Annotated in this window: 15 protein-coding genes; 5 read left to right on the top strand and 10 right to left on the bottom strand. The window is 62.8% G+C overall.

Going from position 1 to position 15,159, the window contains the following annotated elements:
* Positions 1 to 8: 8 nt before the first annotated feature.
* From ACFORG_RS23255 to ACFORG_RS23235, 5 genes are all read right to left on the bottom strand, one after another.
* Entirely contained in the window at positions 9 to 3,110 is a 3,102-nt protein-coding gene (locus ACFORG_RS23255; protein ID WP_386737986.1) for a formate dehydrogenase subunit alpha, read from the bottom strand.
* A 149-nt stretch (positions 3,111 to 3,259) separates the two neighbouring features.
* Positions 3,260 to 3,448: a twin-arginine translocation signal domain-containing protein gene (locus tag ACFORG_RS23250; RefSeq protein ID WP_386737985.1), complete on the bottom strand. Its 189-nt coding sequence runs from the start codon at positions 3,446 to 3,448 to the stop codon at positions 3,260 to 3,262.
* Between the two features lie 65 nt (positions 3,449 to 3,513).
* Complete coding sequence (locus tag ACFORG_RS23245) at positions 3,514 to 4,119, bottom strand: TorD/DmsD family molecular chaperone (protein ID WP_386737983.1); 606 nt, start codon at positions 4,117 to 4,119, stop codon at positions 3,514 to 3,516.
* Positions 4,116 to 4,721: a DUF3306 domain-containing protein gene (locus ACFORG_RS23240; protein ID WP_386737982.1), complete on the bottom strand. Its 606-nt coding sequence runs from the start codon at positions 4,719 to 4,721 to the stop codon at positions 4,116 to 4,118. Before ACFORG_RS23240 ends, ACFORG_RS23245 begins: the two co-directional genes overlap by 4 nt.
* Positions 4,718 to 5,245 (bottom strand): DUF3305 domain-containing protein, encoded by a 528-nt coding sequence (locus ACFORG_RS23235; RefSeq protein ID WP_386738089.1) that lies wholly within the window; start codon positions 5,243 to 5,245, stop codon positions 4,718 to 4,720. Before ACFORG_RS23235 ends, ACFORG_RS23240 begins: the two co-directional genes overlap by 4 nt.
* 234 nt (positions 5,246 to 5,479) lie before the next feature.
* Between ACFORG_RS23235 and ACFORG_RS23230 the strand changes: the two genes are divergently transcribed.
* Positions 5,480 to 7,429: a 4Fe-4S binding protein gene (locus ACFORG_RS23230; protein WP_386737981.1), complete on the top strand. Its 1,950-nt coding sequence runs from the start codon at positions 5,480 to 5,482 to the stop codon at positions 7,427 to 7,429.
* 13 nt (positions 7,430 to 7,442) lie between these two features.
* Here ACFORG_RS23230 and ACFORG_RS23225 read toward each other — a convergent pair whose 3' ends face one another.
* Positions 7,443 to 8,171, bottom strand: a complete 729-nt coding sequence (locus ACFORG_RS23225) for a hypothetical protein (RefSeq protein WP_386737980.1) — start codon at positions 8,169 to 8,171, stop codon at positions 7,443 to 7,445.
* 68 nt (positions 8,172 to 8,239) lie between these two features.
* Between ACFORG_RS23225 and ACFORG_RS23220 the strand changes: the two genes are divergently transcribed.
* The 4 genes from ACFORG_RS23220 to ACFORG_RS23205 are packed head-to-tail and all read left to right on the top strand — an operon-like array spanning position 8,240 to position 10,695.
* A complete protein-coding gene (locus ACFORG_RS23220; RefSeq protein ID WP_386737979.1) occupies positions 8,240 to 8,437 on the top strand; it encodes a DUF6494 family protein in 198 nt (65 codons plus the stop codon).
* Positions 8,434 to 9,495, top strand: a complete 1,062-nt coding sequence (locus ACFORG_RS23215; RefSeq protein WP_386737978.1) for an Mrp/NBP35 family ATP-binding protein — start codon at positions 8,434 to 8,436, stop codon at positions 9,493 to 9,495. The genes ACFORG_RS23220 and ACFORG_RS23215 overlap by 4 nt, the downstream gene beginning before the upstream one ends.
* A gap of 7 nt (positions 9,496 to 9,502) precedes the next feature.
* The gene (locus ACFORG_RS23210; protein WP_386737977.1) at positions 9,503 to 10,213 is read left to right on the top strand and encodes a biotin/lipoate--protein ligase family protein; all 711 of its coding nucleotides are present in this window, start codon (positions 9,503 to 9,505) and stop codon (positions 10,211 to 10,213) included.
* Positions 10,210 to 10,695 carry a DUF6505 family protein gene (locus ACFORG_RS23205; protein ID WP_386737976.1) on the top strand — a complete coding sequence of 162 codons (486 nt, stop codon included), beginning with the start codon at positions 10,210 to 10,212 and terminating at the stop codon, positions 10,693 to 10,695. Before ACFORG_RS23210 ends, ACFORG_RS23205 begins: the two co-directional genes overlap by 4 nt.
* Here ACFORG_RS23205 and ACFORG_RS23200 read toward each other — a convergent pair whose 3' ends face one another.
* From ACFORG_RS23200 to ACFORG_RS23185, 4 genes are all read right to left on the bottom strand, one after another.
* Positions 10,696 to 11,196, bottom strand: a complete 501-nt coding sequence (locus ACFORG_RS23200; protein ID WP_386737975.1) for a flavin reductase family protein — start codon at positions 11,194 to 11,196, stop codon at positions 10,696 to 10,698. It lies immediately after the preceding gene.
* Between the two features lie 82 nt (positions 11,197 to 11,278).
* Entirely contained in the window at positions 11,279 to 12,691 is a 1,413-nt protein-coding gene (locus ACFORG_RS23195; RefSeq protein ID WP_386737974.1) for a 3'-5' exonuclease, read from the bottom strand.
* Positions 12,691 to 13,212: a hypothetical protein gene (locus ACFORG_RS23190; RefSeq protein WP_386737973.1), complete on the bottom strand. Its 522-nt coding sequence runs from the start codon at positions 13,210 to 13,212 to the stop codon at positions 12,691 to 12,693. Before ACFORG_RS23190 ends, ACFORG_RS23195 begins: the two co-directional genes overlap by 1 nt.
* Before the next feature lie 78 nt (positions 13,213 to 13,290).
* Positions 13,291 to 15,114 carry a DUF294 nucleotidyltransferase-like domain-containing protein gene (locus ACFORG_RS23185; RefSeq protein WP_386737971.1) on the bottom strand — a complete coding sequence of 608 codons (1,824 nt, stop codon included), beginning with the start codon at positions 15,112 to 15,114 and terminating at the stop codon, positions 13,291 to 13,293.
* Positions 15,115 to 15,159 lie beyond the last annotated feature (45 nt).

Here is a 15,159-nt window from a genome sequence, read left to right as displayed (position 1 = left end):
TCTCCTCCTTACGCTGCCCAGATCTTGCAGAGAGTCGCCTTGGTCTCCTGCATCTGGGTTACCGAGTCATAGCCATAGGTCTGAGCGGTGTTGGTGCTCTCGCCCAAGACGTAGGGATCCGCGCCAGCGGGGTATTTCGACCGCTGATCTTCGCCCTGGAAATGGCCGCCAAAGTGGAAGGGCATGAAGGCGACGCCTGCGCCGACACGCTCTGTGACCATGGCCATCACCTTGACCTTTCCTCCTTCGGGACCTTCGACCCAGACCTGCGCGCCGTCCCGTACGCCAAGGTTATTGGCGTCACGCGGATTGATTTCGACGAACATGTCCTGCTGCAATTCGGCCAGCCAAGGGTTCGATCGGGTCTCGTCGCCGCCGCCTTCGTACTCCACCAGTCTGCCCGAGGTCAGAATGATCGGATAGTCCTTCGAGAAATCATTCTTCTGGATCGAGGCATAGAGTGTGGGCAGGCGATAGGCATGCCGGTCCTCATAGGTCGGATAATCCGCCACGAGGTCGCGCCGGTTGGTGTAAAGCGGCTCACGGTGAACCGGCACCGGATCCGGGAAGGTCCAGACCACGGTTCGTGCCTTGGCATTGCCGAAGGGGGCGCAGCCATGCTTGATCGCGACCCGCTGGATACCACCCGAAAGGTCGGTCTTCCAGTTGACGCCAGCGGCCTTCTCGTTGAAGTCGGACGGGAAGGGCGACATGGATTGTTCACCGACTTCTTCCTGTGCCCCTTGCTCGCCGGACGGCTGGGCAAGGTTATGAGCCGCCGCAGTCTGATCCACCTCTTCGGTCTGACCTGACGTCGAAGCAGCCGATGCAGCGGTATCATCGCCGTCGTCGCTCTGACCCACTTCGTCCAGCCCTCCGATGCCGGCCACACGTCCGATCGCACGGCGTTCCTCGTCGGTCAGGTCGCCATCCCAGCCGAGATCAACCAACATCTGGTACGTAAACTCGGGATAGCCGTCCTGGATTTCCGACCCCGCGCTTGCCACACCGTCGGCCAGCAGGTTCTGACCATCCCGTTCGACGCCAAAGCGCGCCCGGAAGGTGAGGCCGCCTTCGGCCACCGGTTTGGACATGTCATAAAGGTTCGGCGTACCGGGATGGCCCATCTCGGGCGTACCCCAGGTCGGCCACGGCAGACCGTAGTAATCGCCATCCGCCGGCCCACCATTGGCGCGCAGCGTCGTACGGTCAAAGGTGTGCTGGTTGGCCATGTGCAGCTTGAGCCGCTCTGGCGACTGGCCGGTATAGCCGATGGTCCACATGCCGCGATTGATCTCGCGCAGAGTGTCCTCGATGTTCGGGGTCACCCCGTCATCTTCCAGCGCGATGTTGCGGAAGATACGGTCGTGGAAACCGAACTTCTTGGCGAAGAGCCCGACGATCTCGTGATCCGGCTTGGACTCGAACAGGGGATCAACCACCTTTTCGCGCCACTGGATCGAGCGGTTGGACGCCGTGACCGAGCCGTAGGTTTCGAACTGCGTCGCTGCCGGAAGCAGGTAGACACCATCGGTGCGGTCATGCAGCACGGCCGAGACGGTGGGATACGGGTCGATCACGACCAGCATGTCCAGCTTCTCCATCGCCGTCTTCATCTCGGTCATGCGGGTCTGAGAGTTGGGCGCATGCCCCCAGAGCACCATGGCGCGGACATTGTTGTCCTGGTCCATGTTCTCCGGCTTTTCCAGCACGCCGTCTATCCAGCGCGACACGGGGATACCGGTCAGGTTCTGCAGGGATTTTTTCTTGCCGTCCTTGCCGGTCGTCGTCGCGAATTGCCCGGCCAGCCACTCCGGGTCTTCCTCCCAGACGCGGGACCAATGCGCCCAGGCACCTTTCGACAGGCCGTAGTAGCCGGGCAGCGTGTGCGACAGAACGCCGAGATCGGTGGCGCCTTGCACGTTGTCATGGCCGCGGAAGATGTTGGTGCCGCCGCCGCTTGTTCCCATGTTGCCCAAGGCGAGCTGCAGCACGCAATAGGCGCGGGTGTTGTTGTTGCCGTTGGTGTGCTGGGTCCCGCCCATGCACCAGATCACCGTACCGGGACGGTTGTTTGCCATGGTGCGCGCAACGCGGCGCAACTGGCTGCCGGGAACACCGGTGACGCGCTCGGTTTCCTCGGGCGTCCACTTGGCGACTTCTTCGCGGATCTGGTCCATGCCCCAGACACGGGTACGGATGAACTCCTTGTCTTCCCACCCGTTCTCGAAGATGTGCCACAGGATACCCCAGATCAGCGCAACATCGGTGCCGGGACGGAAGCGGACGAACTCGTCCGCATGGGCGGCGGTCCGGGTAAAGCGCGGGTCGCACACGATAAGCGGAGCGTTGTTTTGCTCTTTGGCGCGCAGAACATGCAGCAGCGAGACGGGATGCGCCTCGGCCGGGTTGCCGCCGATAATGAAGATCGCGCGGCTGTTGTGAATGTCGTTGTAGGAGTTCGTCATGGCGCCGTAGCCCCATGTGTTTGCAACACCTGCAACCGTCGTCGAGTGACAGATACGGGCCTGGTGGTCCACGTTGTTCGTGCCCCAATAAGCCGCGAACTTGCGGAAAAGATAGGCCTGTTCGTTGTTATGCTTGGCCGAGCCCAGCCAGTACACGCTGTCAGGTCCGCTCTCGTCGCGGATCTTCATCATGCCGTCGCCGATCTCGTCGATCGCCTGTTCCCAGCTGATGCGCTTCCACTCGCCGCCCTCTTTCTTCATCGGGTATTTCAGGCGGCGCTCGCCATGTGCGTGCTCGCGGACCGACGCGCCCTTTGCGCAATGGGCGCCGAGGTTGAACGGGCTGTCCCAACCGGGTTCCTGTCCGGTCCAGACGCCGTTCTGCACTTCGGCAACGACGGTACAGCCGACCGAACAATGGGTGCATATGGATTTCACCGTGTTCACGGCCTGTGCCGCTGCGGTCTGGGCGCTGGCTTGCGTCACGGTTCCGCCCGTGGCGCCGATCGCGGCAAGGCCGCCGATCGCGAGACCCGATCCGCGCAGGAACGCGCGGCGGTCGACGGTCTTTTCACCGACCCGGGTCAGCATACTTGCCCGCTGGGGGCGTCGCGCAACCCCGTTGGTCTTTTTCCTAAGCATGTCTGTCTCTCCCTTGCGTGCCACGGTTCGATGCCGTGGCTGGCGTGGTACTCTCGTCGAAACCGGCACCGGGGCGTCACGCAACCGTCGGCCGGTGGAAGACGTCGTCCGGCTGCGCCGGGCGCTGTCATGTCATGTTGCGCGGCGGCTCAGAACCGGGCGCTGTCAAGATAGGCGCGGGTATGTGCCGTATCCTGAATCCGTGTCTCGTTTATCGGAGCCTCGGCCGCATGTGCCTCGCCACCCGATGCCACGGCAACAGCCGCGGCGGGCGCCATGGTGCCGGCCAGTTTCAGGAACTCGCGGCGGCTCGCGCCATCTTCCCGGATCTTGCTCATGGGAACCTCCTTCCCCTCTGCGATTGTGGCACTGTCTGAATGGATGTGCCGGTGAATGGGCGGATCTACTCCGCCGTCATGCGAAACCCTTCCCGTTCGATTTCGATGAAAAGGCGACCGGCTGTGCCGACCGACGCATAAAGGACCGAGTTCTCGGCAGCTTCGAGATCGGTAAAGAAATGGCCGGCCCACGGCCCGATATGGCGGTTCCAGAATAGGCGCTGATCGGTCAAGGCGGCCGGCGCACCGAAACGGCCAAGGATCATGCCCGCCATCATTTCCATCAGCGACGCGATGTTGTCCTCGGGTTCATAAACGTTGGGGGCCCGGGTCATCCGCCGCGCCGCCATGTCCTGCCGCAGCTGCGACAGCGGTTTCTCGTTGAGAAAACCGGTCAGGTAGTAACTGGCATAGGGTAAGAGCTCTCCCCGGCCGAGGCCGATGAATAGCGCATTGAACTCGCGCTCGGCGGCTTCTGAACGGGTAACCTTGGCCACGCGCGCCATGGCCTGAACAGCCTGGCCCAGATCGCTTTCATCGCCTTGCAGGCCGGCCATGCTCGACAAAAGCGGCCCGTCCGGCGGAGCGGCCAGAAGTCGACCGAGGAAGTCATAGAATTCCGCGCGCAGCCGGTCCTCTTCGGCGATGTCGGGCAGGGTGGCGGCGGTCATACTTGCTCCTTGTCGAACACGAAACGCATGCGGCGCGGGGCGGGGGTGGCGACCTCCTCGAAGTCCCCGTCGGGGACTTTCTCTTCGGTCGCGGTGTCAGCTGACGCTGTCACCGGCGCGCATGCCTGGGGGATCTCTTCGGTGGTATCAGCTTGAGCCGGTATTTCGGCGTCCGCCTGGTCAGCCGTGGGCTCGGTTTCGGCCATGGCGAGATGCTCAACATGCGAGAGCATTCCGCGTCCCACCTGGTAGGCCGTTTGCAGGTTCTCGATAACGCAGGTCGCATCGGTGAAGTCTTCGCCATAATCTACAAGGCCATCAACATTGGCCAGAACCGGATTGATCTGCCACAGACGGCGCAGCGCACGTCGCCGCAAACGTTCCGGCACAACCTCCCGAAGGAAGGCCGCGACATCATCGCCGGGTGCGATCGTATCGGGGTCGGGAAGGTCGAGTTCGGCAAGGATCTCTTCGTCGGACCGCGTCTCTAGCGCGCGACGCTCCTCAGCTGCCTTTTCGGCCAGCGTCGCGACCTCTTCGGTTCGCGCCTCCTCGGCAACTGCCGCGCGCCTGCGCGACCAGAAATCCTGCGCCCGGGTCATTGCACGGCTCTCCGAGGAGCGCGGTAGACGTCGGAGGTCTGCCGGATGCGCGCGTCACCTTTGCCGTCCTCGACAAGGTCAATCCGTTTGCGGTCTCTGCGGCGTTTCACGAACGCTTCTTCATGATGGTACTCCAGCGTGAAATCGCGAACCCAGGCGACCAGCCCTTCGGTCATGGGGACCTTTTCCACGATTTCTTCGCCCGTATCGGCGTAATCCTGTGCCTCAAACGGCGATGCGGTGACAAGCACGGCTTCGAGAGGATGATCTTTGCTGTCCGGCTCGCGAAGTACGACATAGATTGCAGGTTCTGCGTCGGACAGATTGGCAAGGTAAGCCTCGGTCTCGGCGGCCCAGAGCGTGAGAGGCAGCGTCGCCGCGTGATACTCGATTGCGTCGCCTTCGCGGCGGAGTTCTGCCCAATCCGCAGAAGCGGCCCCAGGAAGCACTGCGACAGCCCGCCATGACCACCGCGCCCAACGCGTTATGCCGGGCGTCCGGCGCACAACAATGCCAAGCGGCATTTCGATGTGAACGGCTGCGGTCTTCAATCAGTCCTCCGGCCGTGGTCATCCCCACCATCGGCTATTGATAGTTATGGCGCAGGACACCATGGTATGCCAAGCCCGTATTTGCATATCTTGGCAGCTGGAAATCAAAAATTCCTGTTGTCGCGCAAATACTTGAGTAAAATACTCTGGTGGTCAGCCGGCGCCAAAACGGCCAGGGCGGCACCAGTGAACCGGGGAGGGACGTGCATGACGGACCGCGTTATGCTGTGCAGTTGCGGCGGATCGCAAAGGCTTGATGCCGACGGGTTGGAGGCCTCTTGCGGAGTGAGCTGCACGCGCGTGCACGAAGCGTTGTGCACCGCCGAGATCGAGACGGCCGCTGAGGCGATGCGGGCTGGCCCGGTTGTCATTGCCTGTGGGCAGGAAAGTGCACGGTTCGAGGAACTGGCCGAGGAACTTGGTGCGGATCTTCCGCTCATGGTCGATCTGCGCGACCGGGCAGGGTGGTCGGACGAGGGCGGTGATACGCACCCCAAGCAGGCTGCGCTCTTGGCTGAAGCATTGATGCCGCGGCGGGAAACACCTTCAGTCGACGTGGTCAGTGAGGGAACCTGCCTGATTGTCGGGCCGGGTGAGGTTGCGTTTGGACTGGCCGGACAACTGGCAGACACGCTGGCGGTCACGGTTCTGGCCCTGGACGAGGCCGAGCCAGTGTCGCGGCGATGGGACACGGTTCGTGGGCGCGTTCGACGGGTCACGGGGGCCTTGGGAGGGTTCGAGGTCACGTTCGATGCGCTACAGATCTTGGATCCGGTCGGTCGCGGCAGTTACGGCTGGAGCGCGCCTCGTGACGGAGCGAAATCGGCCTGCGATATCATCATCGACCTGAGCGGAGCATCTCCATTCGTTCCTGCGCCGGAAAAGCGCGAGGGTTACCTGCGCGCAGATCCAAAAGACATGGTCGCGGTGGCCAGCTTGACCGCCCAGGCGCGTGACCTGGTGGGAACCTTTGAAAAGCCGCTCTACGTTCGCCTCGACGAGACGCTTTGCGCTCATTCGCGGGCGGGCCAGACGGGATGCTCGAAATGCCTAGATATCTGCCCGACCGGAGCGATCACGGCGGCTGGCGAACATGTGGCGATCGACCCGATGATCTGTGCTGGCTGCGGCTCCTGCGCCGCGCTCTGCCCCTCGACGGCGATCACATACGAGGATCCGCCGGTTGGCCACCTTCTGTCGCGGATGGAAGTGCTGGCCCGGACATTTCGATCGGCCGGTGGTATTGCGCCTCGGCTTCTCGTTCATGATGCGCGCGGGGCCGAGATGATCCGCTTGGCTGCGAGGTTTGGCAGGGGGTTGCCGGCCCAGGTGATTCCGCTGGAGCTCTCGGTGATCTCGGGTTTCGGACATGCCGAAATGCTCGCCGGGTTGTCACATGGTTTTGCCCGCGTCGACGTTTTGGTGTCGCCGACGACCGAGCGTGACGCGCTGATACGCGAACTGGCCTTGGCTGAGGCCATCGCCGGGTCCGACCGGCTTGGCCTGATTGACGAGACCGATCCTGACATCATGGCGGATCGCCTCTATGATCAAGACACCTCCCCGCCCTTGGAAAGCCCTGTCTTGCCACTCGGCAACCGGAGGCAGATTGCCCGGCTTTCGGCGCAGGCACTCAACCCCGGCGGACCGGTACTCGATTTGCCCGACGGCGCGCCTTATGGTGCGGTTGCGATTGATACGGATGCCTGTACGCTCTGCCTGTCCTGTGTATCGCTCTGTCCTTCGGGTGCGTTGATCGACAATCCTGATAAGCCACAGCTCAACTTTCAGGAGGATGCCTGCCTTCAATGTGGTATCTGCAGGACGATCTGCCCCGAGAACGCCATAGAACTGGTACCGCGGTTCAATCTGTCGGACGCGGCCCTGTCGCAGCAGGTGCTGAACGAGGAAGAGCCGTTTGCCTGTATCGAATGCGGGGCCGCCTTCGGTGTGAAATCGACGGTGGAGCGCATCATGGAAAAGCTGGCCGGAACGCATCCGATGTTTGCCAGTTCGGCACAGGCGCGCATGATCCAGATGTGCGATGATTGCCGGGTCAAGGCGCAGTTCCATTCCAAGGAGAACCCGTTTTCTGCCGGTGAGCGGCCACGCGTGGTGACGACCGAGGATTACTTCGGCAAGCGCCGGGACCACTGATGCGGCAAAGCGATCATTGCGTCTGAAGCGGCGCGCCAAGATCGGCGGCCGCGACAACCGATACATAGGCAAGTATCGCCTCTAGATCCTCCAGCGACATCGTCACCGGAACAATCGGCGGCGGTCGCTCGGGGTCGAACGGTTGGGTGATGTCCTTGACCTGCGTGAAGGCGGGATGCGGTGCCAAAACATAGAAGACCTGAAACCGTTCGAGCCAGTCCGGCAGCGTTCGCAAGACGGCGAAAGAAGGGGTCGATCCAAGCCCGTTCATTCGATTCTCCGGCCCGACCACATGACAGCGACCGCAGAGTGACATCGACAATTCCGCCCCGCGTCTGGCGTCGCCCTCGACCTTGGGCGCTTCGACCACCTCCACCCGGCCGATATCCGTCGAAAACGCCGGTCCGGTTTCGGGTCGGAACCCGGTAATCGTCTTCTGCCCCACTTCCGACAATAACCAGTCGCGGAACCGTTCCTGGCTGGCGTTCTCGGTGATGCGCAGGAAATAGGTCACGCTTGCCCGCTTCATCACCGGTGTGCCGGGGGCTGACTCGGCCAGAAACATTTCGCCCTTGGGATCAGGGCGAACGCGAATGCCGGTCTTGAGGGAGAAGCGCGGAAGGATATGTTGCAGCAAGCCCGAGGTCGTCACGCTTTCGGGTACGGCCAAGCCAAGTGCATCCTGCCCAACAGAAGGGCTGGCGGTCAGCATCAGGCTCAGGCACAAGAGAAACCGGCGCATGGGGCCAGCCTAACGAGACAGGCGGCCCTGCGTCAAACGCGATGCGAGCACGAAGGGAGACCGAAGCCATGAGCGCCGATTACAACATGTCGATGCGCAAGTTCCTCAAGCAGGTCGGAGTGACCAGCCAGCAGGCCATCGAGGACGCGCTGCGCGAGGCTGGGCACCCGGAAGGCAAGAGCTTTGCGGCCAAGATGGTGCTGACGGTCGAAGGTCTCGACGTCGAGCACGTGGTGACCGGTCATATCAAGGACGGAGAGGCATGAGCATTCGAGACGCGGTTCTGGCCAACCTCAAAAAGATCACCGATCCGCTCAGCGGTCAGGACATCGTTGCAGCCGGCGTGGTGCGCGCGCTGAATGTCGAGGACACGACCGTGCGCTTCGTGCTCGAGATCGACCCCAAGCACAGCGACCTCTACACGCCGATCCGGGACGTGGCGGAAGAGGCGGCAAGCAGCGTGTCCGGGGTGGAGCGTGTTTCCGCGATGCTGACGGCCCATTCCGACAAGGCGCCACCGGATTTGAAGCCCAAGGCCAAACCCCAGCCACAGGGGCCGCAGGCTGTTCCCGGCGTCGACCGGATCGTCGCCATCGCCAGCGGCAAGGGCGGGGTCGGGAAATCGACCGTATCGGCCAACCTTGCTTGTGCACTCGCCGCTGAAGGACGACGCGTCGGTTTGCTAGACGCCGATGTCTACGGCCCGAGCCAACCGCGGATGCTGGGCGTATCCGGACGACCGGCAAGCCCGGATGGCAAGACGATCCTGCCGCTGCGCAACCATGGGGTGACCATGATGTCCATGGGCCTCATGACGAACGAGGGCCAAGCGGTTGTCTGGCGCGGTCCGATGCTGATGGGTGCGCTGCAGCAAATGATGAGTCAGGTGCAATGGGGTGGTCTCGACGTGCTGATCGTCGACCTGCCGCCCGGCACCGGTGACGTCCAGCTGACGCTTAGCCAGAAGTTTCAGGTGGATGGTGCCATCGTCGTGTCGACGCCACAGGATGTTGCGCTGATTGATGCCCGAAAGGGGATCGACATGTTCAACCAGCTCAAGACGCCGATCCTCGGGATGATCGAGAACATGTCGACGCATATCTGCTCCAAATGCGGCCACGAGGAACATGTGTTCGGTCATGGCGGTGTCGCGTCTGAGGCGGCAAAGCTGGGCGTGCCGCTGTTGGGAGAAATCCCGCTGCATCTCGATATCCGGGTGGCCGCCGATGGCGGAGCGCCGATTGTTGTCAGCAAGCCCGACAGCGCACAGGCGCAGGCGTTCCGCAAGATCGCGCGCGACATGATCGCCAGCGGCAACGCGTGAGGTGTCGATGACGGCGCAGCTCAGTTTTCCGCCTCTGTTGCAAGGCCAGCCTGCCCCGGATGGCGCAGATCCATTCGAACGGGCGCAGGCCTTGGCAGCGCTCGGGTGCGACGGTGGGACGATCGTGCATGCCATTCAGGCCGACAGGCTGCGCGCGGCGGTGGTCTTTGCACCCGAGACATCTCTCGATCAGGCCATGGCCATGCTGCCGCTCTGTGCCGTCGGATTTCAGAACGCCTTGGGGGCCCTTGCCCCGCCCGAGGTCGCCGTGCACCTGTCATGGGATGGCCAGATCCGGGTCAACGGCGCCCGGTGCGGCTTTTTCCGTGCCGCCGCCTCGACGCGCGAACCCGAAGAGATACCCGACTGGCTGGTGATCGGATGGGAAGTGGCGTTGATGCCTACGGGCGCGGTGCCCGGCGAGACACCTGATGTGACGGCACTATACGAAGAAGGCTGTGCCGATCTATCCCCGGCCGGATTGGTGGAAAGCTGGTCGCGTCATATGCTCGCTTGGCTGCATCGCTGGGAAGAGGAAGGAAACGCGCCGCTCCACGCCGAGTGGATGGGGCTGGTGCAGGGGGTGGGCGAAGATGTCACCCGCGAGGATGTCTCGGGGACGTTTCTCGGGACCGACGACAGGTTCGGAATGCTGATCCGGACTGCGGATGCGACCCGGCTCGTTCCAATGACCGAACTGCTGGAGACAGGACGATGAAACTGGCGCGCGCCATCCATTTCGACGAAAGCGACATGAACGTGTTTCATTCACCGGCAAGGACCGGTGAGTGGTGCATATCCGGTGGGTTCGAATTCTCAAACTGGTCTCCGGCAGACCTCGAAGGGAAGGCGCGGCAGGCCTTCGCCAACGGCTGGCTCGGCTTGGAAACCGCCGGACGCGTGACCTTTGTCGCGGTCACCCAGATCGAACCGGCCGAGTTGGAACGGCTGGCGGAAAAACTGGCTGCCCATTTCGTCGAGTTTTATGGAGCTCCTTCGGTCGACGCCGCGATCGGCGTGGCGCGGGACGAAATTGCCCAGATGGCAGACCTGTGCGATGAGCATCCTGCCAACACGCTGCTGACCGTTGCCAGAGACCTGACAGAGGCTGGCGTGAGGGAGAGCTATCGCGTGATCGAGCCGCAGGACGCGGAAATCGACCTTTTGGCCGTCCATGCCACGCCGGACGATGCCTCCTGATCAGAGCAGGCCGGAAAACGCGCCGTATTGGCCGCGTTTGAATATCAGCCCATGGCCCGGTCTGTGCATCGCGCGTGTGACCTCGCCCAGGATAATGATGTGATCTCCGGCTTCATGCGTCGCGGACAATCGGCATTCGAACCGCGCGAGGCAATCGTCAAGCAGCGGGACGCCGTCCGCATTGGCCTGCCACCGGGCATGTGAGAAATCGTCGCCATCGCGGGCGAAATCCAACGCAAGGCGCTGCTGTTCTTCACCCATTACGTGGATGGCATAGTTCTGTGCGCCCGCAAACACATCGTACCGGTTCGACTTGTGATCCAGACACCAAAGCACCAAAGGCGGGGTCAGCGAAACTGACGAGAACGAATTCACGGTAATCGCACGCGGCTTGCCGCCCACTTGCGTCGTGACCACGGTCACGCCAGTGGCAAAGCATCCCAGCGCCTCGCGAAAGGCGCGGGTGGTTTCGGGGCCGGGAATGAAACTGGTCTCGGTCATCGCACGCCTTTTTTGGCCGTCGGGCTTGCGCCTGACCTGCCACGACGCGCCGGGATTGTCCATGCTCGCCAGTTCGGGGGTATCAGTTCAGATCTTCGAGCAGGCGTCCATGCTTGCGAGTCTCGGCAATGACGTCGCCAAAGGTTTCCATCCCGCGGGCCTTCAGCATGGGCAGCATTCGAACAAGAACCTCTGCCGTGGCCCTTGCATCGCCCAACGCAGTGTGGCGCAAGGCCTGCGGTATCTCGACCTCCAGACGGTCGCACAAGGCGTCGAGCGTATGCGTTTCCCCCGCACCGAACAGGACGGCAGAGACCAGAACGGTATCCAGTATCGGGTGGTCCCAGTTGACGCCGATCCGCCCGGCGTGACGGCGGAGAAAGGCCATGTCGAATGGTGCGTTATGCGCAACGATGACCGCGTCGTTTGCGAATTGATGAAAGGCGCGTCCAGCCTCCGCTATGTCGGGAGCGCCTGCAACCATCGCATCGGTGATCCTGTGAACCTTGGTCGATGCGGGCGGGATCGGTCGGCCAGGATCAACCAGCGTGTTCAGTTCCTCGCCTTCGATGATGCGACCGCGCAACACCCGAACCGCCCCGATCTGCACGATCTCGTCCTTGTGCGGAAGCAGGCCAGTCGTCTCGGTGTCGAAGACCACGAAACACAGGTCCGACAGTTTGCGGGTTTCAAACGCGGTGTCGCCCGAGGTTTCCAGAAGGTCGAAATCGTAGATCAAGGGACGCGCGGCGTCGGGCGCTATGCGGGCTTCGCTGTCGTCAAGAAACAGCATGTAGCCGGGTGCATCGCCCAAGGGGCGCATCCGTGCGCTGTAGCTTTGCGCGCCATCTGCGCTGGCCAGAGAGCATTCCACTTCCTTGCCGCTGCGGGCAAGCCTCGCATGCGCGGCTTCGACATCGGCACGCGACAGGTAATCGAACAACGAAGCGTTGAGCCGAGGATGAGCGACCTGCGCCAAAACTTCGGCAGCCTGTCCGTCATAGAGCACGATCTGATGAGCGGGGTTCACAAGAACCATCGCGACCGGAATTTCTGTCAACAGTGCGGTCAGTCGCGCCTTTTCAGCCGCTAGGCGGGCGGTCTGCTCGGCGACGGCCTCTGCCGTCATCATGGTGCTGTCGCCAATTTGGCCGGCAAGGCCCGCGGCCGCTGGTGCCAGATCGCCAAGGTAGCGCGCGCCGTGCAGGTCCATCTGCCCTCTGACACCGGCATGTGCCTTGGTCCGCATCTGTGCGGCCAGCCGTTCGATCGGACGCGCTACATTCTCGTCGAACAGCAGCCAGATCCCTACCACGAGTGCAAGTTGCCCGAACCCGATCACGATGGCGGCAAAGGTGAACGCATCCGTCAGCCCGGCCGCGCCCGATCTGGCATGGGCCCAGGCCAGCGCACCAAGCGCAAGCGAAACTCCACCCGCTGCAAGCAATGCGAAGAACAGGAAAATCCGCAACCGAAGCGAGAGCGACGTGCCCATTACGCCACCTCGCAGACAGTTTGCACCAGAGGATCACCCGGCGGGGCCACGACCCAGTCTGCATCCACAAGCTCGCCCGCAGCATCGAACTCCACCCCGTCGCCCAGCATGGCGCGCCTGTTCTCGGCGCAATCGAACGCGACCGGCAGTTTCTCGACCGCAGCCCAACGGCCGAAGAAGTACAGCTGCGCGATCTTCTGGTCCGGTCGCTCGGGGTGGCTTTGCATCGTGGCGATATCAGCGGCGACAAAGCGGTTCACGTAGGGCGTGACATAAGTCCATGGTTGATAGAAGGCGCGTTTCTCCACGGTCTGCGCGACCACCAGCCCCTCGGGCAGGGCAGCTGTCGTGCGCGAAAACCACGAATACTCGCTTGAGATCGTCACGGCGATCATCGCAAGACCCGCAGCAACCGGTGTCATCCAGCGCGGCAGGCGACCGCCCGTCACCTTGCCCAGCAACATGACCAGCCCTGCCACGGCGATGCCGGCAAACACCGTTCCGATCAGTTCCAGAAACATCGTGGTTCTCCTCCCAAGGTCACCGCTCGCGCGCGGCTCGTTCCAGATCCGGCAGCCACTGGCGGGACCGCGTTACGGTTAGCCCAGCATTCCCTTGCCGTGACCCACTGCCGATTGCATCGTCTTTACCACGACGAAGGCATCGCGCAGATGACTTCGCTCAAAATCCGAAAGATCCGTTGGGGTCAGGTAATTGTCGGGTTTCTCGCCGCGCCGTGCCATTTCAACCTGATGTTCCAACCGCGTTTCCGCAATCAGGTCGTAGGCATCGATCAGGTCGCGCGCACCCGACGGGCTGAGAACGCCAGCAGCTTCGGCGGCTTTCAGGCGGGAGCGGGTGTTCACCTCCGGCAGGCTGCCCTGCAAGGCATAGATGCGGCCGAGATCGACCACCGGCACGACGCCGTTATGCTTGAGGTCGAGCGTGTTGCGATGCTCGCCCGAACGGATGGTGGCAAAGCCCCGTAGAAGGCCAAGCGGCGGCGTATGCTTGAGCGAGTTCGAAATCATATGCGCGACGAAGATCGAATTCCGGCGCGCCATGGCAAGCGTCTCGGTCTGAAGACCCTCGAACAGGCTGCGGTCGCCGCCGATCGGGCGCAGGTCGAACATGACCGAGGCCAGCATCTGCGCCTCGGGGTTGGGCTTCGCGATCCAGCCCGCGAAGTAACTCCGCCATGTGCTGACCGGCTGGCACCAGCGTGGATTGGTTGCCATCATGTCGCCGGGGCACAGGAAATAGCCGCAGGTATCGAGCCCCTCGCAGACAAAGCGCGCGAGGTCACGAAAATACGGCATGTCGACGTCGCTTACGGCGTCATCGAGCATCATGCAGTTGTCCTGATCGCTGACGCCTGTCTGTTCCTGCCGCCCCTGGCTGCCACATGCGAGCCAAAGATAGGGCACCGGCGGCGGGCCGAGTTTTTCCTCGGCCAGTGCCAGCAGCCGTCGGGTCGCCGTGTCGGCGATATCGGTGATGAGACGGGTTACGACCTCGTGCCGGTTACCGCCGGCGACAAGCTGCACCAACAGGCGCGGTATCTCGGCCGTGGTTTTGGCCATCTCTTTGGCACTGTCCGCGCGGGAGATGGCGCTCACCAGTTCGGCCGAGCTGACGGCCTGGAAACGGGTCAAGTCCGTCTGGGTAACGATGCCGACAAGGCGTCCGGCCTCGGTGATCGGAATATGGCCGATGTGACGCTCCATCATCGCGTGCAGCACGTCCGAGCCGATCGCATCGGGCGACAACGTAAGCGGAGCCACGGTCATGACCTGATCCAGTGGGGTGTTCGAGGGCATCGCCTCTGCCACGACCTTGCCGGAAAGATCACGCACCGTGACGATCCCGGCGAGGCTCCCAGCATCGGTCACGCACAGAGAGGAAATGCCGCGATCACGCATGATGCGCGCGGCGTCCTGAACGGTCGTCGTTGGCGGGCAGGTGGCCGGGTTGCTGGCCATGAAGGTTTCCACACGCGAGGTGGCAAGGTCGCTGCCGCGGCTGCCTTCCCCTCGGCGGCGGTCGAAAAAGCGTGCGACCGTGGGTTCGTTGGCCATGAGCTTTTCGAAAGCGTGTCGCGGCAGCAGGAGCAGTTCGCTGTCCGCACTGGCGCGGGCTGCAGTCACCGCTCGACCATCTCGCGCGAGGCCTCGTTCACCGAAAGAGTTGCGGGAGCCCAGGATCGACACGATGGCACCGTTTTCGTCGCTGACTTCGACCTCGCCCTCGTGGATCAGGTACAACCCGTCCAGCATCTGGCCGCGCGTGTAAACCTCCTCGCCTGCCTTCAGGTGAAGAACGGTGAAATCGGGTGCGACCTCGTCAAGCCGTGCAGGCTCGAGCCCGTCATAGGGGTGGACGGTGCGCAGAAAGCGGATCAGGTCATCGGTCGAGAGAGACATCGGGCCACCCGTTGAAACAGAAAGGTCCCGCCCAGATTGCGAAGG

Origin of the sequence: Lutimaribacter marinistellae (assembly GCF_042648365.1) — a bacterium.
Taxonomy (GTDB): domain Bacteria; phylum Pseudomonadota; class Alphaproteobacteria; order Rhodobacterales; family Rhodobacteraceae; genus Lutimaribacter_A; species Lutimaribacter_A marinistellae.
The sequence above is the reverse complement of the archived record's forward strand: the minus strand, read 5'-3'. Positions and strand labels throughout refer to the sequence as shown.

Bases quoted from the DNA above. Each gene is read 5' to 3' on its own strand.
- ACFORG_RS23195 (WP_386737974.1), bottom strand. From the start codon at position 12,691: ATGGGCACGTCGCTCTCGCTTCGGTTGCGGATTTTCCTGTTCTTCGCA.
- ACFORG_RS23255 (WP_386737986.1), bottom strand. From the start codon at position 3,110: ATGCTTAGGAAAAAGACCAACGGGGTTGCGCGACGCCCCCAGCGGGCA.
- ACFORG_RS23235 (WP_386738089.1), bottom strand. From the start codon at position 5,245: ATGCCGCTTGGCATTGTTGTGCGCCGGACGCCCGGCATAACGCGTTGG.
- ACFORG_RS23215 (WP_386737978.1), top strand. From the start codon at position 8,434: ATGAGCATTCGAGACGCGGTTCTGGCCAACCTCAAAAAGATCACCGAT.
- ACFORG_RS23190 (WP_386737973.1), bottom strand. From the start codon at position 13,212: ATGTTTCTGGAACTGATCGGAACGGTGTTTGCCGGCATCGCCGTGGCA.
- ACFORG_RS23210 (WP_386737977.1), top strand. From the start codon at position 9,503: ATGACGGCGCAGCTCAGTTTTCCGCCTCTGTTGCAAGGCCAGCCTGCC.
- ACFORG_RS23230 (WP_386737981.1), top strand. From the start codon at position 5,480: ATGACGGACCGCGTTATGCTGTGCAGTTGCGGCGGATCGCAAAGGCTT.
- ACFORG_RS23205 (WP_386737976.1), top strand. From the start codon at position 10,210: ATGAAACTGGCGCGCGCCATCCATTTCGACGAAAGCGACATGAACGTG.
- ACFORG_RS23185 (WP_386737971.1), bottom strand. From the start codon at position 15,114: ATGTCTCTCTCGACCGATGACCTGATCCGCTTTCTGCGCACCGTCCAC.
- ACFORG_RS23245 (WP_386737983.1), bottom strand. From the start codon at position 4,119: ATGACCGCCGCCACCCTGCCCGACATCGCCGAAGAGGACCGGCTGCGC.
- ACFORG_RS23225 (WP_386737980.1), bottom strand. From the start codon at position 8,171: ATGCGCCGGTTTCTCTTGTGCCTGAGCCTGATGCTGACCGCCAGCCCT.
- ACFORG_RS23250 (WP_386737985.1), bottom strand. From the start codon at position 3,448: ATGAGCAAGATCCGGGAAGATGGCGCGAGCCGCCGCGAGTTCCTGAAA.
- ACFORG_RS23200 (WP_386737975.1), bottom strand. From the start codon at position 11,196: ATGACCGAGACCAGTTTCATTCCCGGCCCCGAAACCACCCGCGCCTTT.
- ACFORG_RS23240 (WP_386737982.1), bottom strand. From the start codon at position 4,721: ATGACCCGGGCGCAGGATTTCTGGTCGCGCAGGCGCGCGGCAGTTGCC.
- ACFORG_RS23220 (WP_386737979.1), top strand. From the start codon at position 8,240: ATGAGCGCCGATTACAACATGTCGATGCGCAAGTTCCTCAAGCAGGTC.